Origin of the sequence: Providencia sp. R33 (genome assembly GCF_019343475.1) — a bacterium.
Lineage (GTDB): Bacteria > Pseudomonadota > Gammaproteobacteria > Enterobacterales > Enterobacteriaceae > Providencia.
The window spans coordinates 486,461-511,708 of record NZ_CP072453.1; the positions used below are offsets into that span (position 1 = coordinate 486,461).

Genomic DNA, 25,248 nt, shown 5'->3' on the forward strand with positions numbered 1-25,248 from the left:
AATAAAATTTTCACGGTTAATAAATTCTGATTTATTCTAAGATAAATCTGTTAATATTTAACTCTGAATTAAAATAAAAAAACATTTATATAAATTAAAAAAAATGACCGTATGTTATTTTATGGAATTAAATAGCGCGCTAAGTAAATTTTCATATCTAAATTTTTAATTTTTAGGTTTTAATAAAAGAATAAATTACGCTTTATAATAGTATGAGTGATTTATCCTACTCCTTGCATGAGTGTGCGTTATATTAAATTGGGGGAAATCCAACTTGGAAAGCTTAAATAGGCTATGGGGCTGAAATTTGGTAAGTATTCTCTTTATGTAATATAAAAATTTTTAACGATTATATTAAATGCACTTTTAGTTTCTTACGTGATTATTTTTTAATTAATGTTTTTACCTCAGTCATGAATAAGAAAGTAACAAAACTTATTTAAGATTACATTTTGTTACTTTATGAATTTATATTAAACATTAACTTAAACAAAACTTAAACGGTAAGTTTCCCATGCGTAAAAAACCTTAGAATAAGGGTGGCAATTAATTTCTCAATGGGTATAATTCGCGCCGCATCCAAAGTGCAGTATCTCGTTAGGCGAGGCTCCTATACAAACATAGGTTACTGATCTGACGACGTCGAGAGACGCCCAAGATTAGGACAGGATATATCGACCGAAGGTATATCCCCATGTAACTTCCTGTTAAAAGCAGGATACGTTGTATAGTGCTAAAACCGAGACGAAGAGATAGCTTTCGCATTCTCTCATCTGGTTTCGCCCCTATGTGAGTACTGTTTGAGTAACCAACAGTAACTAGGGACTAAAAAAATGACATTCACTACCCAGAACAAAGCGGGAGCAGTTGCAATTGCTCAATCCGCGATGAAAGACGCACGCCTCAAAGGCAACAATACACAACAACCAAAAATCGATGACGCTACAGTCAGCGCATATATGAGCCAATCATATCTGCCAGTTTCTGTCGCAGATTCAATTGCTTGTGTAAAGAAAAACCTTATTGAACATCTTGAAGGCGAGCAAATCCCCACCTATTTATTTGTTGTCGATAGCGACAATTATTTAAATGGCATTCTTTCAGTTAAATCATTATTAGCATCACCTGAAGATTTATTTGTGTCGGATATTATGCGTCACAATTATTTTTCAGTTGCGCCAGAACAATCTCGTCACGATGTCTATGACCTGATTAACCATAGCGGATTAGATATGATCCCTGTGGTGCAATTTGGCAAGTTAATGGGTGTTTTGCGTCCGCAAGATATCGCAGAACTGATTGAAGATGAGAATACACTTGATGCGCAGTTACAAGGCGCAACCACACCACTTGATGAACCTTACTTAACGACAAGCCCAGTCACATTATGGCGTAAGCGTGTGGTTTGGTTATTAATGTTGTTTGTGGCGGAAGCGTACACTGGAACAGTTTTAAAAGCATTTGAAGAACAGCTTGAAGCCGCAATTTCACTGGCTTTCTTTATTCCATTATTAATTGGAACAGGGGGCAACAGCGGAACACAGATCACCTCGACATTAGTCCGTGCAATGGCATTGGGTGAGGTGAGTTTGCGTAATCTCGGTACTGTTCTGAAAAAAGAGGTTTCAACCTCGTTTTTAGTTGCAATTACCATTGGCGGCGCAGCTTTAATCCGTGCTTGGGTTTTAGGTGTTGGCCATGAAGTGACTATCGTGGTGAGCTTAACCATCGTTGCTATCACTATGTGGAGCGCGGTTGTTTCTTCAATTATCCCTATGGTATTGAAGAAACTGAAAGTTGACCCAGCGGTGGTCTCTGCACCGTTCATCGCGACCTTTATCGATGGTACTGGCTTAATTATTTACTTTGAAATCGCTAAATTAGTGATGACGGAGTTTGCTTAAGCGCACGCCTCAAACTTTGATGCGGCAGGAAATCAGTTTTCTGCCGCAGCGCCAATCCTTTCCCCTTGTTTTAAAATCTCCCCACATTGACGACACAAATATTGGTTTTCCCCTCGTACCACTTTATTGTGGCGACGAATGGTTAACTGATGTACGGTTTGGCAAGCACAGTGGTAGGCAAATGTTTTACTTTTAACTGTTGCAACGGCAAAGTTGTGCGTACGTTTTGCATCAACCTCCAATACATGCTGCATCATCCATTTCCATTCTTTTCCGTGAGGGGCAACGCCTTTACGGCCAAAGACATGATAAACCAGCAAATGTGCAAGTTCATGAGGGATAACTTCATCGACAAAGCTGTCTGTATTTTCAATCAGTAGTGTTGCGTTAATACGAATTTCCCACTCTTTCAAGTAAGCGCTACCCGCTGTGGTACCACGCTGTTTATAGTTAATAGCAGGTTCTGGAAACGTTTGTTCCAGCTTTTGCTCTGCAAGGGCAAGCTTTTCGCGTAGAACACGCATAACGTGCTGCTGTAGGAAAATGGGGACTCGAATGGTTTTCATTCGTTAAGAATACGCGATACAGATGTTCACAAACAAGTAAAAATTGACAGTTATTATATTAAACAATATATTGTGTTTGTATATAATATTGTTAAATATAAGTGACTATATGAATAATACCGCATCGGAACAACAGCTTTCAGCCATGAAACAGGCTGCATCACAAACGGCTTCATTATTAAAAACACTGGGTAACCCTGATAGGTTGATTTTATTGTGCCAATTGACACAAGGGGAGGCTTGCGTCAGTGATTTGGAACAACAGCTTGGTATCCAACAACCTACATTATCTCAGCAACTTACTGTACTGCGTAATGATGGGCTGGTTAAAACTCGTCGTGAGGGCAAACGTATTTATTATGCGATTGCTGATGAAAAATTATTTACGTTGCTCAATACGTTATATCAGCTTTATTGCCCAGTGCAGGAGAAATAAGATGAGTATTGATTGGGTCAATTTTACACCTGTTTCGGCTGCAATCGGTGGGGTATTGATTGGTGTCGCTGTGGCGATTTTACTGGTTTTTAACGGCCGAATTGCTGGAATTAGTGGTATTTTAGGGGGGATTTTAAAACCTGTGAAAGGGGATACGGCATGGAAGGTCGCCTTTATTTTAGGCATTATCATTTCACCACTTTTATTTATGTGGGTTGCTTATACCCCCGAAGTGAACATTGCTGCAAGTACACCTGTTTTGATAATTGCAGGTTTGTTAGTCGGGTTTGGGACACGTTTAGGAAGCGGGTGTACAAGTGGGCACGGTATTTGTGGCATGGCACGTTTTTCCCGTCGCTCAATTGTCGCTGTGTTGATTTTTATGGTTGTCGCTTTTGTGACGGTCGCAATTTCTAACCACTTTGGGTTAGGGGGATAAACCGATGCCAATTCTTATTGCGTTAATTTCAGGTGTCTTATTTGGCCTAGGGCTGGTGCTTGCGGGGATGGGGAACCCTGCCAAAATTTTAGCTTTCCTCGATATCACAGGGAATTGGGATCCTTCATTACTGGTGACAATGGCTGTTGCAATGGTTATCAGCGGAATTTCTTATGCATGGGTGAAAAAGCGCCGTGTGAGCGTGTTAAATTGCCCATTACAAATTCCAACCAATCAAAAAATAGACAAAAAATTGGTGACAGGGAGCGTACTATTTGGTCTTGGCTGGGGATTAGCGGGGATTTGCCCAGGGCCTGCATTGTTATTGACAGGTTTGGGGATCACCCAAGGCATTATTTTTGCGCTGGCAATGATCGCAGGGATGTCCGTTTACCAATTTAGCCAAAAATCCTAAGTCATTTAATTGGATTTAGGTTTCAAGCAATAAAAAACCCATCATCATGATGGGTTTTTTTGTGTCATATTTTTTAGTGTGATTACAGGCCAGCAGCTTCGCGTAAAGCATCTGCTTTGTCTGTTTTTTCCCACGGGAATTGTGGGCGACCAAAGTGGCCGTAAGACGCTGTTTGCTGATAAATAGGGTGTAGCAAGTCAAGCATGTTGATTAAACCATAAGGACGTAAGTCAAAGAACTCACGCACGAGTTGGATCAGCAGAGATTCGTCAACTTTCGCGGTGCCAAAGGTTTCCACCATAATGGAGGTTGGCTCAGCAACACCAATCGCGTAAGACACTTGGATTTCACAACGATCAGCAAGGCCCGCTGCAACAATATTTTTTGCTACATAACGCGCTGCATAGGCCGCAGAACGGTCAACTTTTGATGGATCTTTACCAGAGAACGCACCACCACCATGACGAGCCATGCCGCCGTAAGTATCAACGATAATTTTACGGCCTGTTAAGCCGCAGTCACCCATTGGTCCACCGATCACAAAACGGCCTGTTGGGTTAATAAAGTATTTCGTTTCTTTTGATAACCATTCCGCTGGCAGAACTGGCTTGATGATTTCTTCCATCACCGCTTCATGCAGGTCTTTTTGCTGGATATCTTCAGAATGCTGAGTCGATAAAACAACGGCGTCGATACCCACAATTTTGTTGTTATCGTATTTGAATGTAACTTGGCTTTTCGCGTCTGGACGCAACCATGGCAGCGTACCATTTTTACGTACTTCAGCTTGGCGTTGAACTAAAAGGTGTGAATAAGTAATTGGCGCTGGCATCAGCACGTCAGTTTCGTTAGTTGCATAGCCAAACATCAGACCTTGGTCGCCCGCACCTTGTTCTGATGGATCTGTACGGTCAACACCTTGATTGATGTCAGGAGATTGCTTACCAATCGCGCTTAAAACAGCACATGAATTGGCATCAAAGCCCATGTCTGAACTGGTGTAACCAATTTCACGAACGGTTTTGCGTGTGATTTCTTCAATATCAACCCAAGCACTGGTGGTGATTTCTCCCCCGACCATTACCATACCTGTTTTGACGTAGGTTTCGCAGGCAACGCGAGCTTTTGGGTCTTGTTCAAGAATAGCATCAAGTACTGCATCGGAGATTTGATCCGCAATTTTGTCTGGATGCCCTTCTGATACAGACTCAGAAGTAAAGAGATGTGTAGCCATGAGATTAATACCTTAAGAATTCGCAGAATTTATAGTTGGATGTTTTAACATCTAGACGGCTATTTTAGTCCCATGCAGTAAAAAATTCTACCTGTATTTATACAAAAAATGAATAGAGGCACAAATTCACCATCGCCAATTAGGCAAAACCCCTAGTAACACACCATAAACTAAGCGAAATCGCTTTGAATCACCGAAGAGAAGGCAGTTTATTTTATTTGATTGTTCTTCACTTAAAAATTATTCAGTATGAATAAAAGTACATAGATGGGCTATTTTTTGCGTGTTGAGCCGCCTTCATGAATAGCGGCCAAAATTTTATCGCAATTTCGGCATTTTGCTTTTGCTTTTTGAACCCAATAGATGTATAAACTGCGACCGTAACGGATGGTTGTTTTTTCCCGTTATATACCAGTAGGTCAAAATAATGCACCTGCTATCTATCAGGAATGTTTATAAACTTTTGAATTTCAATAAAAACACAAGGTGATATAGCTTAAATCAACAGGTCAACCTGCCAAAATAGCGCTACAACATTGAAATTTGCAAGGGTTAAACAGTTATATTGGGGGTTAATGGGTAATGATCCATAATCTACTGAATAACAGTATCCAACCGTCATATGCGGATCGCCGCGTGACTTTGGCGTTTACTTTCCTGTCTTTCTTTACTTCATCACGAAGTTACCGTCACACCTTTAATACACCTTCGAGGCTGAGTCATTAATTTGTCAGCTTAAGGTCGTATATTGTCACTGTTTAGAATTCTAAGCACTTTTTATTAAAATCTGAGTATTGCCGTTTCCCCCGATATAACTGCTTGTCAGTGCTATGTCTTTACTGACATATATCAGGAATGAGAGCGCGCCACTCACCCCTCCATACAGGAGTTTATTATGAATGATAATATCGCACGCAAAATGCGCCAGACCTATAACATTGCGTATTGGGGCGGTGGTTACTATCAGGTGAATGAGCGTGGAAATGTCTGTGTTTGCCCGAACCCTGAAAACCCAGACACCTTTGTTGATCTCGCTGAATTAGTTAACCAAGTAAAAGAAGAGCAAGAGCACCTGCGTTTGCCCGCGTTGTTCTGTTTCCCTCAAATTTTACAGCACCGCCTGCGTTCTATTAATGCGGCGTTTAGACGTGCTCGTGAATCTTATGGCTATAAAGGTGACTACTTTTTGGTATACCCAATTAAAGTTAACCAACAGCGCCGTGTTATTGAGTCATTAGTCAACTCAGGAGAGCCATTAGGGCTTGAAGCAGGTTCGAAAGCAGAGTTAATGGCAGTATTAGCGAATGCGGGTAAGACACAAACTGTTATCGTGTGTAATGGTTATAAAGACCGTGAATATATCCGCTTAGCATTGATCGGGGAAAAACTGGGTCATAAGGTTTACCTTGTGATTGAGAAAATGTCTGAAATTGAGATGGTGTTAAAAGAAGCAGAAAGCTTGAATGTGACACCACGTTTAGGTGTGCGCGCACGTTTAGCATCTCAAGGTTCAGGCAAATGGCAAGCCAGTGGTGGCGAAAAATCAAAATTTGGTTTGGCGGCCACGCAAGTTCTGCAATTAGTGGAAATCTTACGTAATGCAAATCGCTTAGATAGCCTGCAATTACTGCATTTCCATTTAGGCTCACAAATGGCCAATATTCGCGATATTGCTACAGGCGTTCGTGAATCAGCACGCTTTTATGTGGAATTGCACCGCTTAGGCGTCAATATTCAATGCTTTGACGTGGGTGGAGGTTTAGGCGTTGACTATGAAGGAACGCGTTCGCAATCCGATTGTTCAGTTAACTATGGCTTGAACGAGTACGCAAATAACGTGATTTGGGCAATTGGCGATGCGTGTGAAGAGTTTGACCTTCCACACCCAACCGTTATCACGGAATCAGGGCGAGCATTGACTGCGCATCATACCGTATTGGTCTCCAATGTTATCGGGGTTGAGCGTAACGAATTTACCAAAACGTCACCACCGGATGAAGACGCACCGCGTTCGCTGGTATCACTTTGGGAAACGTGGGAATCCATGCAGCATCAAGGCAATAGTCGCTCCTTGCGTGAATGGCTACATGACAGCCAGTTCGACTTGCAAGAAGCCCATACCCAATATGCTCACGGGGTACTTGATTTAACCCAACGTGCATGGGCAGAAGAGTTATATCTCAATATCTGCCGTCGCATTCAGCAAGATTTAGACCCAAGCAACCGTGCTCACCGCCCAATCATCGACGAGCTGCAAGAGCGCATGGCAGATAAGTTTTATGTAAACTTCTCGTTATTCCAATCTCTGCCAGATTCATGGGGGATTGACCAAGTCTTCCCTGTGTTACCAATTGAAGGCTTAGATAAACCGTTAGATCGCCGCGCGGTACTATTAGACATTACCTGTGACTCAGATGGCATAATCGATCATTACGTTGACGGCGATGGCGTAGAAACCACCATGCCAATGCCAGCCTATGACCCAGAAAACCCGCCAATGATTGGCTTTTTTATGATAGGGGCGTATCAGGAAATCTTAGGCAACATGCACAACCTGTTCGGTGATACCGCCGCAATTGATGTGTGGGTCGATAGCCAAGGCAACATTCGCTACCTGCAAAGTGAAGAAGGCGACTCAGTGGCCGACATGCTGCAATACGTTAAACTGGTACCAGAAGTCCTCCTTGAAAGCTTTACGGAGCAAGTGAAAGGTACAGGTTTAAGCGAGCAACTGCAAAAAGACTTTGTGGCAGAATTCGAAAATGGGTTGTATGGTTATACCTATCTCGAAGACGAATAAATGCGCGTCATATTTCGCACTGTCGCGGTGTTGGCTGCGTTCGCCAACCCTAGTCACATACTTTTGTATGCTCCTAGGGCTTGGCTCACTTTGCCGCCTAGCGACAGCACGAACTATTTAGCGCATTGTGATTGTTGTATTTCGCACTGTCGCGGTGTTGGCTGCATTCGCCAACCCTAATCACATACTTTTGTATGCTCCTAGGGCTTGGCTCATTTTGCCGCCTAGCGACAGCACGAACTATTTAGCGCATTGTGATTGTTGTATTTCGTGGTGTGGCGTTGTTGGCCGCATAAATCATTGCTGATAATACTGCTATGCAACAAGGCGCCGCTTACACCAAATATTAAAAGGGCTTGCTAATGGGCGGGTCTATTTTGAGGAATAAAAATGATTAATAGTACATTAGGTAATCAAGTTGATAATTCACTGGTTTCTAACGCATTTGGTTTTTTGCGTTTTCCACTGAATTTTCAACCATATAGCTCAGATGCTGAGTGGGTTATTACAGGTGTGCCATTTGATATGGCAACCTCAGGCCGCGCTGGCAGCCGTCATGGGCCTGCGGCAATTCGCCAAGTATCCACGAACCTTGCATGGGAAAGCCACCGTTGGCCGTGGAACTTCAAACTGACTGAACGTTTAAATGTGGTGGACTGCGGTGATGTGGTGTTTGCGTTCGGTGACGCGCAAGATATGTGCGACAAACTCCAAGCACACACGGAAAAACTGTTAGAGTCAGGCAAACGCTGCTTAACCTTTGGGGGGGACCACTTTGTCACACTGCCACTGCTGCGTGCGCATGCAAAACACTTCGGCAAAATGGCGTTAGTGCATTTTGATGCCCACACTGACACTTACGGTAACGGCAGCCAGTATGACCACGGCACCATGTTCTATCATGCACCAAAAGAAGGTTTGATTGACCCAACTCGTTCAGTGCAAATTGGTATCCGTACTGAGCACGATAGCGACAACGGTTTCACTGTACTCGATGCAGGGCAAGTGAATGACCGCGGTGTGGATGAGATGGTTGCGCAAATTAAAGAGATCGTGGGTGATATGCCAGTATATCTAACTTTCGATATTGACTGCCTTGACCCTGCGTTTGCTCCGGGTACAGGGACACCCGTTGTTGGTGGTTTAACGTCAGATCGCGCACTAAAACTACTGCGTGGTTTACAGCCATTGAATATCGTTGGGATGGATTTAGTGGAAGTGGCTCCCGCTTATGACCAATCTGAAATCACAGCATTAGCCGCGGCATCAATTGCTTTAGAAATGCTGTATATTCAAGCGTCTAAAAAATAAATTAGGCCTGATTAAAGCAACAGAATCTGCGTTAAGCAGGTTCTGTTTTTTTGTAAGCAGAAAAACCGTAGCTACAATTTCCTTTCTCAATCAATCCAAAAAGATTTTTCTAGGCAGCACAAAATTACGCAGGGTTAGCAGCGCAAGGGGGCCGTCCCCCATTTCGGTGCGCAGCATAAAGGGCAGGGTATTGCCGTTCTTAGTCTGCCACGACACGGTATAACTGCTGGTGGTGCCTGCATAGGGAGCGACTTGGGCGCTTTCCAATAAACGGATAACCCCCCACACGCCGCGGTGGTCTGCCAATAAACGGGTGCCTGACGTGGTGCTCATCCAGCGCAGTGAGGCACCGGAGGCGATGGTATCCCCCGGCCACACAAAGCGTTGCCACTCGGGGAATTGGTTGTCGTAGGTCAGCGTCTGTTTATCAATCACCAAAATGGTTTGCATCACATCTCGGCTGGTGGAGGGGCGGATTTCAAAGTACAGGCGCGCTTCCCCGTTGGCGAACGCCACATCCCCCAAATGGCTTAAGGTATCTAACGCCTTGAGGAACTCCGGGTTAAAGCGCAGCCCTTGGGCGGTGGTGTTGTTGGGTACCCAGCGATTACCCTCTTTGCGTAGCACCCCTTTAAGGCGGGTTTCTAAAAAGCGCTGAATGCGGCCATTATCGGGGCGTAAATATTGCGCCATCAACGGCAATGATATCTCGCTCTGGGTATTTTTTAGCGGGTAGCGCCCGCCAAACGCGGTGTTCCATTCGTTGACGATGGCATTTTGCCATTCGGCATTGATGCCCTCGGCGGTCGGGGTAAGCAGTTGCTCCCACGCTTGGTTCATCGGTTGCACTAACAGGGATTCGCCAAAGCCGCTCCACTCTTGCCCAAGGCTGGCAGCGATGAGGCTGCCATAGTCACGAGTTTCGGATAAATCGACGGTTTTGCCCTCAAAAATACTCTGGGCAAGGGCTTGGGACATGGCTTGCGGGTCAGGGGCATTGGCGATTTGTTGCAGCTTTAACCGCACGCGGGTGACGCGGGTGAGGTAAGCCTGCAAACTGAGGTTGTCGCTGTTGTTGCTGCTAGCCTGCGAGTCGGTCAAGTTCAACACGGGGCCAAAGGTGGCTTCCAGTGGGCCGCTAAATTCGGCTTTTTGGCTGATAACGGGCTTTTTGTCTTTGTTGAGCAACTCCTTGGTGGAGTTGATAAACGAGTCCGTCAGTTTTTCTTGCTGGCGCCCCGTTTTGCCTTGGTACGACAAGGTATTCATCAGAGCAATCACAGGGGATTGGCGCACATCCCCCATCAGGGTTAACTGGTCGATGGTATCGGACAAGTTTTCCGTGTGGCGCCATTGCAAGCTGTTCATCAAGTTCAGCCAGCTGCCCGCAAAATCGGCGAAATAGCGCTCGGTGAGGCGCTGCTTCAGTTGCTCTGGGGAGATATCACTGTCGACGGGCTGTTGGTTGTCGCTCAACACCCAGTCAATCTCGTCGCGGCGCGCTTCCACGGCACGGTTAATGGCGGGCTCGATGGTGGTTTCCCACGCACGGCGGGTAAATACGCCAGGGATAAACTCATCGGTGGTGAACAAGAAACTGACGTCAGTGCCCTCCGTCATGTCATCCAGCGTCATCTCCGCATAGCTGTTTTTGGCTTGCAGAAGGATTTTTTGATACAAAGCAGACTCACCATTGCGTTGGCCGATTTGGCGCACCAATAAATTACGGCTGCTGCTAATCAGTGCGCGGTTTTTATTAATAGCCCAATCCGCATGTTGCGGCAGTTGGTCGGCATAAAACGCCAACAATTCACGGCCTAATGTCTGCCATTCCCCATTATTCACTCCCTCAATGGGCGAGAGGCTCTCCAGCACGGTTTGGGTGAAAAATTCGGGCTCCATGCGCTCGGGGGAGCTCATCATTAAATAAGCTTTTAACAAGGCGTAAGTGGCAGGCGTGGCGTCGGCGCGAGCGGGGCTATCAGGGGGGAGCTCGGCATACTGCTGTAATTTGGCTTCCAATTGCTGGCGAGTATTGTCGCGCAATAGCGGCAAAATGGTTTGGGTGTAGGTGGGCCATAACTGGTCGAGCAGGGCGTCATTGTGGTTTAAGCCAAAGCGCTGCCACACGGGGGTAAAGTGGGTGGCACGGTGGTCGAGTTTCCCCAACATTTGTTGGAAATCAAACTGGGCATTTAGGCGCTCGGCGGCGCTGCGCTGGTTATCCACGGCAGCAAACGCCAGCTGCTGGCTGTCATTCATCAATTGGCGGTTGGCAAAATACGACACCGCCAACCCCACGCCCCAAACCGCCATGCCGGTAGCGACCGCGTATTGCATCACGCGCTGCGGGTTGATGCCTAAGTGTGACGGTTGCAATGACGGGGCGATATCGCCTTGCACGGCAAGCAGGCTTTTCCAGCGGTTATCTTCTTGCCACGTATGGGGGTGAAGGGCCTCACTCGGTTGGGTGACGGCGGTGCTAAATGCTAACCCTGCAAAGGGCAGGCGACGAATACCTGAGGTCAATGGGGCTAAACGAACGGCTAACTCTTCGCTACCGCTCCCCCGTAAAAACTGCGCCAAAATCAGCCAATAAGTGTGCGTTAGGTTGACAGACAGGGCTTGGGCGCCATGCACCGACAACAGCGGAACCAGCTCACGCAGCGCGGGGGTGAGCTGCTCGGGTTGTCCATAAGGCTCGGTTAAACACAACACCGCGGGCGCATCGGCACTGCAAAGCTCGGGGTTATCGCTGACATTCCACACCCACACAGGGGCTTGCCACTTAAGGGCTTTAAACAGGCCATAGATAAAGCGGCTCGCCATATCGGACGTCGCGGTATTGAGGTGGTGAACGTTGAGGGTGCTGTGCATCAACTGGTCTATTACGGTGTATTCAGTGACCCAAATCAGCGCATCTACTGGCCGACGGCGGCGTAATTGTTTGAGCATCAACACATTTTCGTCATTGACGGTGGCCGCGACCTCCCCGCCATAAATCAACACCGTGCCATTGCTTTCCTGCCAAATTTCGTGGGACAACCGCGGCGCCAGTTTATCAACGGCGGCGGGGGAGCCGATAAGCAGTTGAATGGAGACTTTTCTACGCCAAAAAAGGCCGTACTGGAAGTGGAGGTAGTTTTTTATGGTATTGGCTTGCCCTGTATGCGTTAACTCAGTAACGCGCTTCTCTTGCTCAGGGTCATTACGGGTATTATTGGGGTTTCGATTATGACGACGTTCTTTGGACGATGTAATGTAATCGATAAATTGACGGGCACAGTGCGCCAGAGCAATTGCTGCAACAATCGCGAATAGTTTGTGCTCTTTAGTCTGTAGGTTAATTTTATCCCCATATTCCCAAATAAGAATACCAAGTAACACACACAGTAAAATAAATACGGTAGAGCTTAGCGGTGATTTTATGTGATTAAATTTCATTATGTAATACCGGGGTGATTGTGCTGAAAAATGTTCGATTACCTTCGGTGGATACCATCAGAACGGGCTTATTCTGTTGGGCGGCATACAAAGACGAAAGTGCTGCAACAAACCAAGGGGCATATTTGCCTGTGGGCCCTGAATAGAATTCAAGGTCAATGGTTTGTTCTGGGTGAATAAACGGAAAGTTCGACTCACTTTGGTAAATTGCAGACGTAATTTCTGAGCGAATATTGCCAGAGGAGATTAATTGCACGGCTTGTTGTGTATCGGTTTGAATTTCATTAAATAATCGAACGCTGGCCTTAATATCTGTATTCGCGTCTAATGGCATCGGCCTTTCTAAGTTACTCTTTTTCTTTAATTGATATTTTTTTGCAATATCATCAGGGGTGATAATAAAAATCGCCATCAATTCGGATTGAATATTTTTTTCTTCTTTTTGCTCAACAATCAAAATATCGACACACTCTTTATTTTGCTTAATGAGGCTTTCAATTTTATCGAATGAGAGTGTTTTTTCAGGTTGGTAATGTTTTATTTTTTTAGATTCAAAGAGAGTATGCAAAATGGGTAAAATATCACTGTCTTTGGGGGCGTTATCAGATAAATAAATTAAGTTAATAGGCAGTCTGCCGGGCAATAAACGGATGGTTTCCTTGACACTTCGCAGTAAATAATAAAAGGGTGGGTTATCCTTAGGGAAGTAATCGATATCTTGAGTCAGGTTAAAACAAGAATCATGGTGTTTACTGTGTTGCAGGATGTAGTTTAAGGAGATTTTCTCAGGTAACAATAATGCACTGTCGAGGATACTCACTGAACGTTTCCCCCATTCAGCCCATTGCCAATCGTGATATTCCTTTTCTTTTTTAAGGTAATGATAGAAACGATAATCACGAATATAGATAAAAAAATTAATGGTCATGGCGAGCGTGACAATAATAAAAGGAAGCACTGCTGGAATGATTTTAATCACGTCTATATTTTTATTATTCAGGTTGTCGGTAATATAGAGAAAATAAATAGGGACAATAATTGATAAAATTAAAATGGCTAGCCACTTAATCAATGAAGGTATCGGTGGTTTATCAACGAGTAAAAGCGTATTTTTAGACCAAGCCATAAATTACCCCGTAATAAAGTCGGATGTACTGGCAATTAAGGTGCAGCCACATTCTGTATGACTACCCGTTACGGCAAGGGGGATGCCATTACAGGTTATACTGGGGTCACCATCAATAATTTTATTCACACCATGGCCTTTTTTCGGGCAATTAACTAAATCGCCCACTTTAGCGGCTTTTATACCATTAATAATAAACTCCGAGGTGGCACTAATAACCGTGCCGCCATGATTGGTTTTATCACCTAATATAACAATGGATTGAGTCATAATAATTTTAATTCCAAAAATAAAGTTGATATTGAATATATAAAAACACGGGCTAATAAATTAGCCATGGTGTTTATATTGCTGTTTGTTTTATAAAGTGTATTGGGGTTATAAAATAGCATCGATAATGTATTTAAATTAATGCAGTTTTAGGCGGTGAGTTGTTGATCACAGCCTGTTAATAGCCCGAGCCCCGCGAGTAAAATAGTGCAGTGTATTTTATTTAATAATCGCATGGTTATTTTGCTACAGGTTGGACTGGGGTTGGGGACTGCACGGCGCAGCGGAAGCCAAGGCCAACGCTACCTTCGGCATTAGGAAAGCGGTGGTATCGGTCTATTGTTGTATTTTCATGATCCATAGTACCAACAGAACCCCTCGCCACTTTTTCCTCGCCACTGCTAGGGCCTTGGGGATTTAATTCAGGGGAAACGGAATAATAATCCTCTGCATACCAATCATTAATCCAATTTAAGCCATTACGCGCCATATCATATAGGCCTAATGGGTTAGGGGGCGTTGTACCAACCGCAGTATATCCGAACACCTCAGGCTCGGTTTCATACTGCTCATAGAGAGTAAAAGTACCATCCGCAGAGGCAAAACCAACAAACTGACCTCGGTTACGAGCGGCGTATTCCCATTGGGCTTCGGTGGGTAAATCAATGGGTAGATTGGTTTGTTGACCTAACCATTGGCAGTAATCCTTGGCGCTTTGCCAATCGGTTCGTGCCATAAATTGCTCTTGGACAATGGCTTTTACGAATGTAATGGAATCTGCGTTTTTTTTTAGCCGTAGATAATGCTTGGAGGGGGGTTGGCCTGTTAAAGCAATCCACAGATTAAACTCTCTCCATGTCACCGGGTATTTGGCCATACTGAAGCTATCTAAGGTGACTTTATGAAAGGCTTTATTGTCTTTTTCAAAGGTGTAGGAGCGAGTAGATCGCCCATCATGACCGCCGAAGTCCCCCATCATAAAAGAGCCCCCTTCGATAAATACCATATTGTTTAGTGACTGATTAATTAGCTGCTGTTTTTGAGTTTCTTGCTCTGCTGTGAGTTGTTGATCACAACCCGTTAATAGCCCAAGCCCCGTAAGCCAAATAGCGCAGTGTATTTTATTCAATAATCGCATGGTTATTTTGCCACTGGTTGGACTGGGGTTGGGGATTGCACAGCACAACGGAAATTTAGGGTTGGAATGTTTTTATTTGTTAAAGGAAAAGAGAGCCGATTGATGGTCAAGGTTTTTAGATAAAAAGATCCACTAGCCCCTCGAACGACTTTTTCTTTTCCCAGTTCAGGTCCTTGGGGGTTTTTATTTGGGGAATGCTCATAATAATCGGCGGCATACCAATCATTCATCCAGTCAACCCCCCCCCCATCATATCGTAAAGGCCTAAAGGCGTGGGTGGGTAAACCCCAACAGGGGAAAAATCGGTAGCAAATAACGACTCTCCCCCTTCACTGCCATCATTATAAGTGCCATCTTTTGAGGCAAATACAATAAATTGGCCCCGATTACGGGCCGCATATTCCCACTGGGCTTCAGTGGGCAAATCGAATGACAGCCCTGTTTGTTGGCCTAACCAAAGGCAATAATCTTTAGCGTCTTGCCAATCCACAGATGCTGGGTAATTATCTTGGGTGGAGGCTTGCCAGCTTTTCATAATATCGCGAGATTTTAAATCGTTATATCTATCGGTTAACGGAAGCCCTGTTAATGCTCGCCATAAATTAAATTGCCCCCACGTTACGCGGTATTTGGATAAACTAAAGCTGTCTAAGGTGACATCGTGAACAAATTTATTATCTTTGCCTAACGAATATGGCAGGGTGGATTTACCATCATGACCACTGCCAAAGTCCCCCATTAAAAAGGTACCCCCCTCGATAAACACCATATTGTTTAGCGAATCATCAATTAGCTGCTGCTTCTGGTTTTCTTGCTCAGGTGTGAGTTGTTGATCGCAGCCTGTTGTGAGTAAAATGGCGCTTAATAAAAGATAGATAGCGTTATAATTCATGCAAACCTCGCGGTTATTGGTGGGTTATTTGGTAAAGAAAATTGTTGATTGGCTTTCAATCATCCCGGCAGTAACAAATTCTTGATAGGGCTCATTGGTATAAATATGGGCTAGTGTGTCATCGGGTAAGCGCTGCTCTATTTTGCTAAAAATATCGGCGTAATGGCTGGGGTTAATCATTGGTGTCGGGATCAATACCCCCCCATACTTTTTCCCTAACGCATGATTAGGTATAGGTTTCTCCTGTTCTCCCATTTTCATAAATGTTGCAATACGTAATTTATTTTCCGCAATGCTCTCTTTGGTTTCGGAGGGAATTAAACTGGCGTGTTGCAAAATATTGTCAAAATCCCGCCTTGACTGTGCCCAGCGTAATATATGCAGTATGGCGCGTTTGCGTTGGCTAAACACGGCCATGGCCTCACCACTGGCTTGTGCGTGGCTGGCAGGGCTCATATAGTCATCCCAAAAATTATGTTCGAGTAAGGAGGCAATGGCGGCGCCTTTGGTTTCTGGGGGGCAATATTTTAAAAACTCACCTTGGGTTTTTATCACGGTTTCCATCAGTGCCACACGGTTATTTTTACTTTCCCAAGAATCAAATAATTCGTTAACGACTTGTTCCGCTTCTCTTATAATAATATTAGTTACTTCCATACCAATTAATAAAGGCAACGAGCAAATGGCATAAAAGTCTGCCGGCTTCATCATGGCAACAAGTTTTTGATAATCCATATTTTTTAGCATATAACCAAAACAGGGCATAAAATCCTGCATAATTCTATCTGTATTGATTTCAAAAGAGGTACTGCCTTTGGCTCCCGCCCCCCAGCAAAGCCCCCCTTGAACGGTGACGAGGATTTTGCCGTTAAAGTAAGTAAAGGCGAATGTCCCCGATGCCCCCGCGCCGAGTAGCCCCTCAATGCCCGCACTTAGCTCACCTAAGGTGGCAAAGCCGTCGTTTTCTGTGGCGGGTTTTTCCGGGTTACGCCACAGCAGTTCGCCAGACATTTTTGCCCCCACTTTGATCCCCGCGAACACTTCCCCTTGAGCCACAACGCCAAGGTCATTGGCTTGTTTTGTGATATCAATCCCTTTGATTTCATTAAGGTCTTTCGGTTCATCAACCGCGGTTTTTGACGGTATACCCATAATGCCATTTTGTGAAAAATTGGCACTGCCTTGCAGCCCAACACTGGCGCCTATATGGCCGCTAAGGGATAGAACAAGGTCAAAGCGTAACGCCCCCATTAGGGCGAGCTCATTGGCGCCTTGTTTCGGGTAGCGAATTTGAATACCTTGGCGGCAAGGCAAATGCACTTTCCCTTGTGTTTGGGCTTCCGCTAAGGCTAAGTTAGCATACAGCGCCACTTTGGCACTGGCTTTGGGGTTGGAGGCATCCCCAAGATTGCCTTTGGTTAATTCGAGGTCGCCACTGCCACCAAAACTAAAACGCATTAATTGGGCGTTTTTATCAAAAGAAGCATATTTGCCGCGATAAGGCGGGGTTTCATTTAAGCTCTCATTGATGTTTTCAGCCCAGTGATATAAGCCACTGACCCAGTTATCATCATTTTTATAATTTTCAAAAATACTGTAATTTTTATTTTCAATTTCAAAGAGTTGGTATTTTAACGTGGGGGCAATTTCAGACAGTTGTTTTTTCAGCTCTTGCGTATCAATTTTTTTAACGGTGATTTCTTCATTCGTTTCATTGTTTTTAACCGTTTCGGTTTTAACCAATGTGCTGGTTTCGCTTTTAATATCCTCTGTGCCTAACTTATGGACAATATGGCGCTCGCCGAGTTTGTTTGAGCGAATATAGCTGTATTTGAATTCGCCGCCTTTTTTTAACCGGATTAATTCCAAAATACTGTTGTCGAAACCGGTTGAATTTGAATCCAAAGAGGTGGTTAGAATTTCTTCACCTTGGGCGTCTTCTGGGATTGCATTAAGTTCTTTAATGATGGTATTCAGTTCTTCAGAGGCCACATCATAGTCTTGGTAGAGCGCTAAGAGCTCGTGCTGATAATTCTGAGGGTTTCTTTCCCTCAGCCTTAGGGGATATTTATCATTGAGTTCATCAATTTTAAACTGTAGCACGCGCTTTTTGATGACGAGGTCGCAAAGGTATTGGCTTTCCCTTTCGAGTTCATCATTGGGCACTTCAATCAGTTCATGGGTATTTGGGTGGTAATACAAGACAGGCCCACAGGTTGAAAAGGCATCGGTGCTGCCGGTTCCGCAATTGGTTTTTGATGTGGTTTGGTTTTTGGTATTTGACATAACTCGGCCTTGTTTAACGGTGAATTTTTATCGAGATTTTTTGTGGGGTTGGCGTATAAATTTCTACCGTTTTTCCATGTTCATCTGATTTCCCTTCATAAACGTCACCATCTTCCGTTGTCAGGGTGTAAAGCGTCTCGACAAGGATTTCATGGGTGATTTCATCTTTTAGCGTAAATTGTTCACGAAAACCGGTTGGAATGACCTGTGAGGGTAATTGCAAATTAGCTGGCCCCATTTTTTGGACACTCGTGGTTTTTAAAATGACATTATTTGGTGTGCCGACTTCGATATTCCCATTGGCAATTTTGATATAGGCTCCGCCACAACTTAAGATAATTTCCTTTTTGGCGCTGATATGAATGGCATCTTCTAACGATTCAACGGCGATATGTTTTTTCGCCAACAGGGACATGCCATCGTTTTGTGCTTCAACGTTGATATCCCCGTTTTTTGCCATCACATTAATGCCTTTTGCTTGGGCAAATAAGTTAGCGGAATGCCTTGCATTGAAGGTGAGGTGCTGATTAGCGCTTAAGTTAATATGTTGATTTGCCGTTAACGCAATACTCTCTTCCCCTGAGCCAAAATGTAATGCCTTGGGCGAAAAGACCCCAATGCCCGCAGGGGCATGAACCAGTATGGCGGGGTCAGTCAGGCCTTTGACTTGCTGCTTAAGGTTATCTTGTGACGCCAAATCGCAGGCCTCTGCGCCGCTGGTTTCGGCGGACTTCGACAAACTTCGTGCAATTGCCAGCGCTTGCTCCAGTTGGGCAATGGCCTCTTCCATCGCCAGCACATCTCCGCCGGCTTTCTCTTGCTTATCAGTGGAGATAAACAACCCTTTACCCGCCCGAATGGCGCCCCAGCTGTCAGTGCGCAGCTCAAAGCCATCGCCACGTTTTTTCCCTTCGCTATCAACCAAATGCCCCAAATTGAGCTGGGTTTTACCGCCGTATTCGGTGCTGACTTTAATGTGCTCTTCGTCGCGGCGGTCTTCCATGCGCAGTTTGTTATTGGCGGGGGTGCGAATAACGTTACGGGTGCGGTTGAGCTCCGTGATGTGGTCGGGGTGGACGGAATCGTGCAGGGCGTGGGCGATATACGGCCTGTCGGGGTCACCCTCGTGGAAGGCAATCGCCACTTCGGTGCCTTGAATTAACGGAAAATGCATCCCGTAAGTTCTGCCCGCGTAAGGCTTGGCAAGGCGCACGGGCATGCTCTCAAACCCTGCGGGTTTGTCGTCACGGTCGGCGTCAAACTTAACCCAATAATGGCCGTTTTCGTTTTGGCGGGCGTAGATGTCGCTCTCAATCGGGCTGGTGACACGGGCGGTTAAGGTGCCTGAAATCACTGGGCGGGGTTTTAGCTCAGGGCGCCAGCAGATGGCTTCGGTGTACGGCACGCCATCAAATGTCACGATTAACGCATTGGCGCGGCTGGCAGCAAAGTGCAGGCGGGTTAATAACACGGGGGATTGAAATACCATCGGCAGGGTGGAAATCGGTGAGTTATCAGTGATTTCCAGCACCATCAACGGCACCACATCGGGGCGGTGGTTTTCCCGTTTAGTAAAGTTTGGCACGCCAGAAAGCGCTCGAGGTCTAAGCGTGCCCAAAAGTTCGCGGTTTCAGGCTCGGGCTGAAATTTGTCCCCGCGAGTGAGGTGGCGCGCTTTGTAGTGGTAGACGTCACCGTATCTCGGCGTCTCATTTTCCCCGTGGCTTCTATCCACCACTCTGGAAACCAGTGGGTCGTCGGCAATCAGGGGATTGTAATCTTTGGTAAAAACACTGTTTTCAACCACTTGGTGGCGCAATGCTAAGCCCCAAACGCTGTCGGCGTGGTTATCACTGAGCCCCGATGGGCTGTTTAATGGCAGGGATTTGCCGTAAATATAGCCGCGCTGGCTGTCGGTAAAGTTAATCACCTCGGTTTGGGTGTCGGGTTGCAAGGTAAAGTGATAAAAAATCCCCACTTCGCTGAGCAAACGCTCAATAAACTGCTTGTCATTTTCGTTGATTTGGTTGATTTGCAGGCGCTTGGGGTATTTTTGTTTCAGGGTAAATTCAAACTGCCAGCCTTTAAAGTTGTGGTCGCGCAGCACTTGCTCTACCACTTGGGGGATTGATTGGTTGATAAAAAAGCGGTGGGTGCGAAATTGGTGGCGCAGCAGGGCAAAAAATGGCTCGATAACCAGTTGGTAGCGTGCTTCGTCCGCAGAGCCCGATAAGCGCTGGAAATCCGTCACTGTACCGTGTACCCGCTTGGTGACGGTGCGCGTTGGCACTCCCAACATGGTGGTGGCAGGGGCGTTAAAGGTCAACGTAGCATAGCGTCGCAGCAGTTGCTCGGGTTGCAGGTCTTTATCGGTACTGGTAAAGGTGATTTCGTAGCGATAGGTGTCGCTAACGGCTTCATCCCCCGTGAAGTGCTCCACATCCAACAAGCCTTGGTAGCCTTGCACGTCAAGCTGGTAGCGGTTTTGCCCGGGTAACAGGGCTTCGGCGATTTCGGGTGCTCGCATGTTTTGGCTCCATTTATTCAGTTGTCGTTAAGTACGCTACCGCCCATCACCACTTGCTTAGGTGCATTAGCATTTGCTTTTCTGCGGCTTCTACGTATATCGATTGGGGAGAATATAGATCAGTTTATTTAATCAGTCATGATATGCGAATAATATACGGCCATTTGTTTTAGGTAAGGTTGATCCATTAATATTTAAATAAATATCAATGTGTTAAATGGTGGCTTTGAAGTATTAAAGGCTATTTTTGGATAAGCAATATAAAGTGTAACATAACGTTTCAGTGCATTTTTTTAGGTGAATAGATAAATAAATTTACTGTTAATAAAGGTGTGAGCGGAGTGGTTAATTAATCAGCGAAATAAACGCAATTTAAATGGAGGAGGGATGTGAGTGCTTGTTCGTATTCACTTTTTGCTAATAGCGTGCCACTTTCGCATTTTTTGTCTACTCATTTGAGAATGATTTTTATTAACAAATACCTGCTAATTTACGAATTCGTGTACTTTTCGTTGGTGAAGAAAATAAATAGCGCCATCCGATAGTGAAATATTTTTTATAAGTTCCAAACGGTAGATTAAAATCATTTCTTTGTAACTTATTGTTATTATTGTTAACTTATGGGTCTTGGTGGACTAGTCATTTTGGCTATAAATAAGTAGGAGAACAGTATGGCTTTAAATAACAAAGTTATTTTAGTAACCGGAGCGGCACAGGGAATTGGTCGCGGTATTGCACTGCGTTTAGCAAAAGAAGGCGCAGATATTGCACTGGTCGATTTGAAAAAAGACAAACTGCAAGATGTGGCAAAAGAAATTGAAGCATTAGGCCGTAAAGTGACAACATTTGCTGCGGATATCAGCCAACGTGACCAAGTGTTTGCTGCGGTTGCTCATGCAGAAGCTGAGCTAGGTGGTTTTGATGTGATGATCAACAACGCAGGGATTGCGCAAGTTAAGCCAATCGCTGATGTTCGCCAAGAAGATATGGATTTAATCTTCAAAATTAACGTAGATGGCACCATGTGGGGCATTCAAGCTGCTAGCGAGAAATTCCAAGAGCGTAAACACAAAGGGAAAATCATTAATGCCTCTTCCATTGCAGGCCATGATGGTTTCGCTATGTTAGGTGTTTATTCAGCAACTAAATTTGCGGTACGTGCGTTAACACAAGCAGCGGCAAAAGAGTATGCAAGCTCAGGTATCACCGTAAATTCATATTGCCCAGGTATTGTTGGGACAGATATGTGGGTGGAAATTGATGAGCGCTTTGCTGAAATTACGGGTGCACCGAAAGGTGAGACTTACAAAAAATACGTTGAAGGTATCGCATTAGGCCGTGCTCAAACCCCTGATGATGTTGCAGGTTTAGTGGCGTTCTTAGCAAGTGATGACTCTGACTATATTACTGGTCAATCTATTCTGACCGATGGTGGGATCGTTTACCGTTAATATAGATTGGTGATGCCAGAATGAAAGCAATAGCCGCTATGAATTATTTGCAGCGGCTTTTTATCTTATGCGGCGTGGTTTTGCAGGTCAGTTAAAATAGCGTCGGCTTGTGTCCAAAGCAAAGAACCGCCTTCTTGCGTGTATAAATGATGGTTGCAGTTGAAAAAACGATCTGCCAAAACATCCCCAAAATCAGGGGAGTGCACGGTGCTCATATCTAACTCGCCATACCATAAAGCGGTTGGGCAGGTGATGTCTTCAGGGTTGAACTCCCAGTTTTGCAAGGAAAGTAATAAATCTTGCACATAACCTTGATTACCTTGAGAAAATGCACGGCACATACAATCGGTGTAAGCTTCTAAAAAATGCTCTTCATTGTAGAGCTGTTGGTCGATTTCTGCACTGCAATTGAGGATAAACGCCAATAACCATTCACCAGTGACATTTTTCTGTAACCAATCAGAGAGGTTTTCAGGTGTATTCAGTGCTTGTTCCTGCAAACTCACCACGTCAGCCGTTAATTTGGCGCGGGTGGCAGGGTGTTCGAACTGGTCTTGCCCAGACACAATAGAAAGAGAAACTGGCTGGCAATAATGGGCAACCGCCATCGCGAAAACACCACCTTGGGAAAAACCCAAGACAGAAAACTGTTTAATTCCTTGATTATCGAGTAGTGCTTGGATATCTAACGCAACGCTTTTTAATGATTTGTGGGCGTGAAAAGTGGAATCGCCGAGACCCGCACGTTCTGGCACAATTAAGCGGATATTGTATTTTTCCAGCAAATCTAAGCCAAAGCCGAGGTTGCCACTCATGCCTGCACCGGTACAGAAAATTACAGGAAAGCCCGTCTTTGGCCCTGATTCAAACCAGCAAAGTTGACGGCCATCAGGTAGCGTCATGATGTGTTGGCGAGGGTTAATTAACGGCGCATTGTACATGGTGAATTCCTAAAACAGGCACAGACTGGGTGATAAGATAGGTCAGTTAATTATTATTCAAACTGGCATTGTTATAGTTGCAATTTTAAAGTATTAAAGAGGTAAATTGCAAAATATTAGCTTAATAATTAATAAAAAGGTGCATAAATGGCATTTTCAGAGTCTGAAAAACAGGTTTTATTAGCAGTTAAAGGGGTTGGCCCGATGGTGATCAGCCGCTTAGAACAGATGGGGTTTTCATCATTGGCGCAATTAAGTGAAGCTTCTTATGATGAAATTTTAATTTCAGGTGCTGCACTTACAGGTTCAAGTTGCTGGAAAAATAGCCCGCAAGCTAAGAAAGCCGTTGAAGGGGCTATCTCAGCCGCAAAGCAAGCACTTGAATCAGGTAATTAATTCACTTTGTGTTTCATCTTCCATTTTTTACTGCGCAGGATATTGAGCATTTGAACGGCCATGGAAAAGAACATGGCAAAGTAGATATACCCTTTGGCAACATGAACTTGCACGCTTTCGAGTATCAGTGTAAAGCCCACTAAAATTAAGAAAGAGAGTGCAAGTATTTTGACAGAGGGATAGCGCTCAACAAAATCCCCGATACTTTTTGCGGCTAACATCATAATAAGCACTGCAATAATGACTGCGGCCATCATAATAAACAGGTGGTCAGAAAGCCCAACGGCGGTGATAACGGAATCGAGGCTAAAAATAATATCCAACAGGGCAATTTGCACTATGGCGCCCCAAAACGAATGCACCTGCCGCTGTGCAAGGCCGCTTTCATCTTCCCCTTCAATGGTTTCAAAAATTTCTTGGCTGGCTTTCCATATCAAGAAAATTCCCCCTGCACACAAGATGATATCGCGAGCGGAAACAACATGGTCCGCAATGGTAAACAACGGGGTTGTCAGGCGTGATAACCATGCGATTGAGGCGAGTAGGGCAAGGCGCATGACCATCGCCGCAATGAGCCCTGTGCGTCTGGCACTATTTTGTTGGTGGGCAGGGAGTTTGCTTACCACGATACTTAAGAAAATAATGTTATCGATACCTAAAACGATTTCTAAAATAGTTAGGGTGGCGAGAGCCATCCAAGCATTGGGGTCGAGTATCCACTCAAACATCTGTGTACCTTCTACAATAAAACAGTGATAAATGTTTATCGTCTGCTTGGTACAGGCGACACCTTGTTGATTAAGCGAGATTAAAATGCCGTGCTAGCAAAGGGGCGGTAAAATCTTTTTTAAGGTAAAAGCCGCGAGGCAGCGTCATAATGGGTTGGCCAAACTCGCCAATAGCTTCTGTTAGGGCTTTATTGTTTGCCGCTTTTGGGCGAATTTGCAAAACTTGGCCGTGGCGCGCTGTAATGGTTTCCACTTTGCCGAGCACAATCAAATCCATCAACTCTTCCCAATCTTGCCGCAGCAATTGTTCCTCAAGGGGGGAAGGGCTCCAAATTAATGGGTTAGCGACCCGACGTTCCGCTAAGGGAATTTGACGTTCACCTTCAATTGGAAACCACAAAATCCGCGATAACTTACGGCGCACATGGCTATTTTCCCACGTTAAACCGCTATTTCCCGTAAGGGGCGCGACGGAGACAAAGGTGGTTTCCAGCGGCACGCCATGGCGGTCAATAGGGATAGTTTTTAGCTCGATACCGATGTGGGCAAAATCTTGTTCCGCCTTACTGCCTGCACTCGCCCCTAAATAATACTCAAGTAACATGCCCACCCAGCCTTTATCACGTTTTAGATCAGGGGGGATAGGGATGCCTGCAATTTGGGCGAGATCACCTAAAGTATAGCCGGCAAGCGCGTGAGCTCGACTCATTAAGGTGGCTTCGTTATCTGGCGGTTGTGGTGGTGTAAATGACATAATGCTCTGAAAATTAAGTGTATAAAAAACAATCAAAAATAATTCACATAACGAAAAGAGTATAACACTTTTTTATGAGGATTTTTAACTGTTTGATATTTAACTGTTTAATGTTTTTTATTCCCTGTTCTTCAATGTTGATTTTAGGGTTATTCACGTTCATCCCAAGATAATCACAGGATCATGCACTA

20 protein-coding genes, 1 pseudogene and 1 riboswitch are annotated in these 25,248 nt (G+C 44.8%); of the genes and pseudogenes, 8 read left to right on the top strand and 13 right to left on the bottom strand.

Going from position 1 to position 25,248, the window contains the following annotated elements:
- The first annotated feature begins 586 nt into the window (after positions 1–586).
- Positions 587–759, top strand: a riboswitch (M-box (ykoK) riboswitch).
- 74 nt (positions 760–833) lie between these two features.
- Entirely contained in the window at positions 834–1,904 is a 1,071-nt protein-coding gene (locus J6836_RS02245) for a magnesium transporter (RefSeq protein ID WP_219246459.1), read from the top strand.
- Between the two features lie 32 nt (positions 1,905–1,936).
- Here J6836_RS02245 and J6836_RS02250 read toward each other — a convergent pair whose 3' ends face one another.
- Entirely contained in the window at positions 1,937–2,470 is a 534-nt protein-coding gene (locus J6836_RS02250; RefSeq protein ID WP_219246462.1) for a SprT family zinc-dependent metalloprotease, read from the bottom strand.
- A gap of 109 nt (positions 2,471–2,579) precedes the next feature.
- On the opposite strand from J6836_RS02250, the gene J6836_RS02255 reads away from it, so the two are divergent.
- From J6836_RS02255 to J6836_RS02265, 3 genes are read left to right on the top strand one after another with little or no spacing between them, the layout of a single operon-like run.
- Entirely contained in the window at positions 2,580–2,906 is a 327-nt protein-coding gene (locus J6836_RS02255; protein ID WP_219246465.1) for an ArsR/SmtB family transcription factor, read from the top strand.
- A 1-nt stretch (position 2,907) separates the two neighbouring features.
- Positions 2,908–3,345 carry a YeeE/YedE family protein gene (locus J6836_RS02260; protein WP_219246467.1) on the top strand — a complete coding sequence of 146 codons (438 nt, stop codon included), beginning with the start codon at positions 2,908–2,910 and terminating at the stop codon, positions 3,343–3,345.
- Between the two features lie 4 nt (positions 3,346–3,349).
- The gene (locus J6836_RS02265; protein WP_219246468.1) at positions 3,350–3,760 is read left to right on the top strand and encodes a DUF6691 family protein; all 411 of its coding nucleotides are present in this window, start codon (positions 3,350–3,352) and stop codon (positions 3,758–3,760) included.
- An 82-nt stretch (positions 3,761–3,842) separates the two neighbouring features.
- On the opposite strand, the gene metK is transcribed toward J6836_RS02265, so the two are convergent.
- Complete coding sequence (gene metK / locus J6836_RS02270; RefSeq protein WP_219246470.1) at positions 3,843–4,994, bottom strand: methionine adenosyltransferase; 1,152 nt, start codon at positions 4,992–4,994, stop codon at positions 3,843–3,845.
- A gap of 895 nt (positions 4,995–5,889) precedes the next feature.
- On the opposite strand from metK, the gene speA reads away from it, so the two are divergent.
- Together speA and speB are read left to right on the top strand one after the other, a co-directional pair.
- Positions 5,890–7,794 carry a biosynthetic arginine decarboxylase gene (speA, locus tag J6836_RS02275; RefSeq protein ID WP_219246472.1) on the top strand — a complete coding sequence of 635 codons (1,905 nt, stop codon included), beginning with the start codon at positions 5,890–5,892 and terminating at the stop codon, positions 7,792–7,794.
- Positions 7,795–8,184: 390 nt separating this feature from the next.
- Positions 8,185–9,105: an agmatinase gene (gene speB / locus J6836_RS02280; protein WP_206082723.1), complete on the top strand. Its 921-nt coding sequence runs from the start codon at positions 8,185–8,187 to the stop codon at positions 9,103–9,105.
- A gap of 90 nt (positions 9,106–9,195) precedes the next feature.
- Here the strand turns inward: speB and J6836_RS23040 are convergent, their stop codons facing one another.
- From J6836_RS23040 to J6836_RS02320, 8 genes and pseudogenes are all read right to left on the bottom strand, one after another.
- Positions 9,196–12,549, bottom strand: coding sequence for an ImcF-related family protein (locus tag J6836_RS23040; RefSeq protein ID WP_219246474.1), 3,354 nt, complete (start codon positions 12,547–12,549; stop codon positions 9,196–9,198).
- Positions 12,539–13,675: a hypothetical protein gene (locus J6836_RS02290; protein ID WP_219246476.1), complete on the bottom strand. Its 1,137-nt coding sequence runs from the start codon at positions 13,673–13,675 to the stop codon at positions 12,539–12,541. The genes J6836_RS23040 and J6836_RS02290 overlap by 11 nt, the downstream gene beginning before the upstream one ends.
- 3 nt (positions 13,676–13,678) lie before the next feature.
- Entirely contained in the window at positions 13,679–13,945 is a 267-nt protein-coding gene (locus J6836_RS02295) for a PAAR domain-containing protein (protein ID WP_219246477.1), read from the bottom strand.
- Between the two features lie 238 nt (positions 13,946–14,183).
- Entirely contained in the window at positions 14,184–15,083 is a 900-nt protein-coding gene (locus J6836_RS02300) for a formylglycine-generating enzyme family protein (protein WP_219246478.1), read from the bottom strand.
- Positions 15,084–15,085: 2 nt separating this feature from the next.
- The gene (locus J6836_RS23045) at positions 15,086–15,313 is read right to left on the bottom strand and encodes a formylglycine-generating enzyme family protein (RefSeq protein WP_219246479.1); all 228 of its coding nucleotides are present in this window, start codon (positions 15,311–15,313) and stop codon (positions 15,086–15,088) included.
- Entirely contained in the window at positions 15,310–15,975 is a 666-nt protein-coding gene (locus tag J6836_RS02310) for a formylglycine-generating enzyme family protein (protein WP_219246480.1), read from the bottom strand. The genes J6836_RS23045 and J6836_RS02310 overlap by 4 nt, the downstream gene beginning before the upstream one ends.
- A gap of 24 nt (positions 15,976–15,999) precedes the next feature.
- Positions 16,000–18,261 (bottom strand): hypothetical protein, encoded by a 2,262-nt coding sequence (locus J6836_RS02315; protein WP_219246481.1) that lies wholly within the window; start codon positions 18,259–18,261, stop codon positions 16,000–16,002.
- A gap of 13 nt (positions 18,262–18,274) precedes the next feature.
- A pseudogene (locus J6836_RS02320) lies at positions 18,275–20,787 on the bottom strand (type VI secretion system Vgr family protein).
- 671 nt (positions 20,788–21,458) lie between these two features.
- On the opposite strand from J6836_RS02320, the gene J6836_RS02325 reads away from it, so the two are divergent.
- The gene (locus J6836_RS02325) at positions 21,459–22,238 is read left to right on the top strand and encodes an acetoin reductase (RefSeq protein WP_219246482.1); all 780 of its coding nucleotides are present in this window, start codon (positions 21,459–21,461) and stop codon (positions 22,236–22,238) included.
- A 65-nt stretch (positions 22,239–22,303) separates the two neighbouring features.
- Here J6836_RS02325 and J6836_RS02330 read toward each other — a convergent pair whose 3' ends face one another.
- Positions 22,304–23,179: an alpha/beta fold hydrolase gene (locus J6836_RS02330; RefSeq protein ID WP_219246484.1), complete on the bottom strand. Its 876-nt coding sequence runs from the start codon at positions 23,177–23,179 to the stop codon at positions 22,304–22,306.
- Between the two features lie 147 nt (positions 23,180–23,326).
- On the opposite strand from J6836_RS02330, the gene J6836_RS02335 reads away from it, so the two are divergent.
- Positions 23,327–23,575, top strand: a complete 249-nt coding sequence (locus tag J6836_RS02335; protein ID WP_219246486.1) for a helix-hairpin-helix domain-containing protein — start codon at positions 23,327–23,329, stop codon at positions 23,573–23,575.
- Here the strand turns inward: J6836_RS02335 and J6836_RS02340 are convergent.
- Together J6836_RS02340 and mutH are read right to left on the bottom strand one after the other, a co-directional pair.
- Positions 23,572–24,303 (bottom strand): TerC family protein, encoded by a 732-nt coding sequence (locus J6836_RS02340; RefSeq protein WP_219246487.1) that lies wholly within the window; start codon positions 24,301–24,303, stop codon positions 23,572–23,574. The two genes, J6836_RS02335 and J6836_RS02340, sit on opposite strands and share 4 nt — an antisense overlap.
- A gap of 70 nt (positions 24,304–24,373) precedes the next feature.
- On the bottom strand, positions 24,374–25,057 hold the full coding sequence (mutH, locus tag J6836_RS02345; RefSeq protein ID WP_219246489.1) for a DNA mismatch repair endonuclease MutH: 684 nt from the start codon (positions 25,055–25,057) through the stop codon (positions 24,374–24,376).
- Between the last annotated feature and the right edge of the window lie 191 nt (positions 25,058–25,248).

Bases quoted from the DNA above. Each gene is read 5' to 3' on its own strand.
- J6836_RS02335 (WP_219246486.1), top strand. From the start codon at position 23,327: ATGGCATTTTCAGAGTCTGAAAAACAGGTTTTATTAGCAGTTAAAGGG.
- metK (WP_219246470.1), bottom strand. From the start codon at position 4,994: ATGGCTACACATCTCTTTACTTCTGAGTCTGTATCAGAAGGGCATCCA.
- J6836_RS02255 (WP_219246465.1), top strand. From the start codon at position 2,580: ATGAATAATACCGCATCGGAACAACAGCTTTCAGCCATGAAACAGGCT.
- J6836_RS02290 (WP_219246476.1), bottom strand. From the start codon at position 13,675: ATGGCTTGGTCTAAAAATACGCTTTTACTCGTTGATAAACCACCGATA.
- J6836_RS02250 (WP_219246462.1), bottom strand. From the start codon at position 2,470: ATGAAAACCATTCGAGTCCCCATTTTCCTACAGCAGCACGTTATGCGT.
- speB (WP_206082723.1), top strand. From the start codon at position 8,185: ATGATTAATAGTACATTAGGTAATCAAGTTGATAATTCACTGGTTTCT.
- J6836_RS02245 (WP_219246459.1), top strand. From the start codon at position 834: ATGACATTCACTACCCAGAACAAAGCGGGAGCAGTTGCAATTGCTCAA.
- J6836_RS02260 (WP_219246467.1), top strand. From the start codon at position 2,908: ATGAGTATTGATTGGGTCAATTTTACACCTGTTTCGGCTGCAATCGGT.
- J6836_RS02295 (WP_219246477.1), bottom strand. From the start codon at position 13,945: ATGACTCAATCCATTGTTATATTAGGTGATAAAACCAATCATGGCGGC.
- speA (WP_219246472.1), top strand. From the start codon at position 5,890: ATGAATGATAATATCGCACGCAAAATGCGCCAGACCTATAACATTGCG.
- J6836_RS02330 (WP_219246484.1), bottom strand. From the start codon at position 23,179: ATGTACAATGCGCCGTTAATTAACCCTCGCCAACACATCATGACGCTA.
- J6836_RS02340 (WP_219246487.1), bottom strand. From the start codon at position 24,303: ATGTTTGAGTGGATACTCGACCCCAATGCTTGGATGGCTCTCGCCACC.
- J6836_RS02265 (WP_219246468.1), top strand. From the start codon at position 3,350: ATGCCAATTCTTATTGCGTTAATTTCAGGTGTCTTATTTGGCCTAGGG.
- J6836_RS23045 (WP_219246479.1), bottom strand. From the start codon at position 15,313: ATGAATGATTGGTATGCCGCCGATTATTATGAGCATTCCCCAAATAAA.
- J6836_RS23040 (WP_219246474.1), bottom strand. From the start codon at position 12,549: ATGAAATTTAATCACATAAAATCACCGCTAAGCTCTACCGTATTTATT.
- J6836_RS02310 (WP_219246480.1), bottom strand. From the start codon at position 15,975: ATGAATTATAACGCTATCTATCTTTTATTAAGCGCCATTTTACTCACA.
- J6836_RS02325 (WP_219246482.1), top strand. From the start codon at position 21,459: ATGGCTTTAAATAACAAAGTTATTTTAGTAACCGGAGCGGCACAGGGA.
- mutH (WP_219246489.1), bottom strand. From the start codon at position 25,057: ATGTCATTTACACCACCACAACCGCCAGATAACGAAGCCACCTTAATG.
- J6836_RS02315 (WP_219246481.1), bottom strand. From the start codon at position 18,261: ATGTCAAATACCAAAAACCAAACCACATCAAAAACCAATTGCGGAACC.
- J6836_RS02300 (WP_219246478.1), bottom strand. From the start codon at position 15,083: ATGCGATTATTGAATAAAATACACTGCGCTATTTGGCTTACGGGGCTT.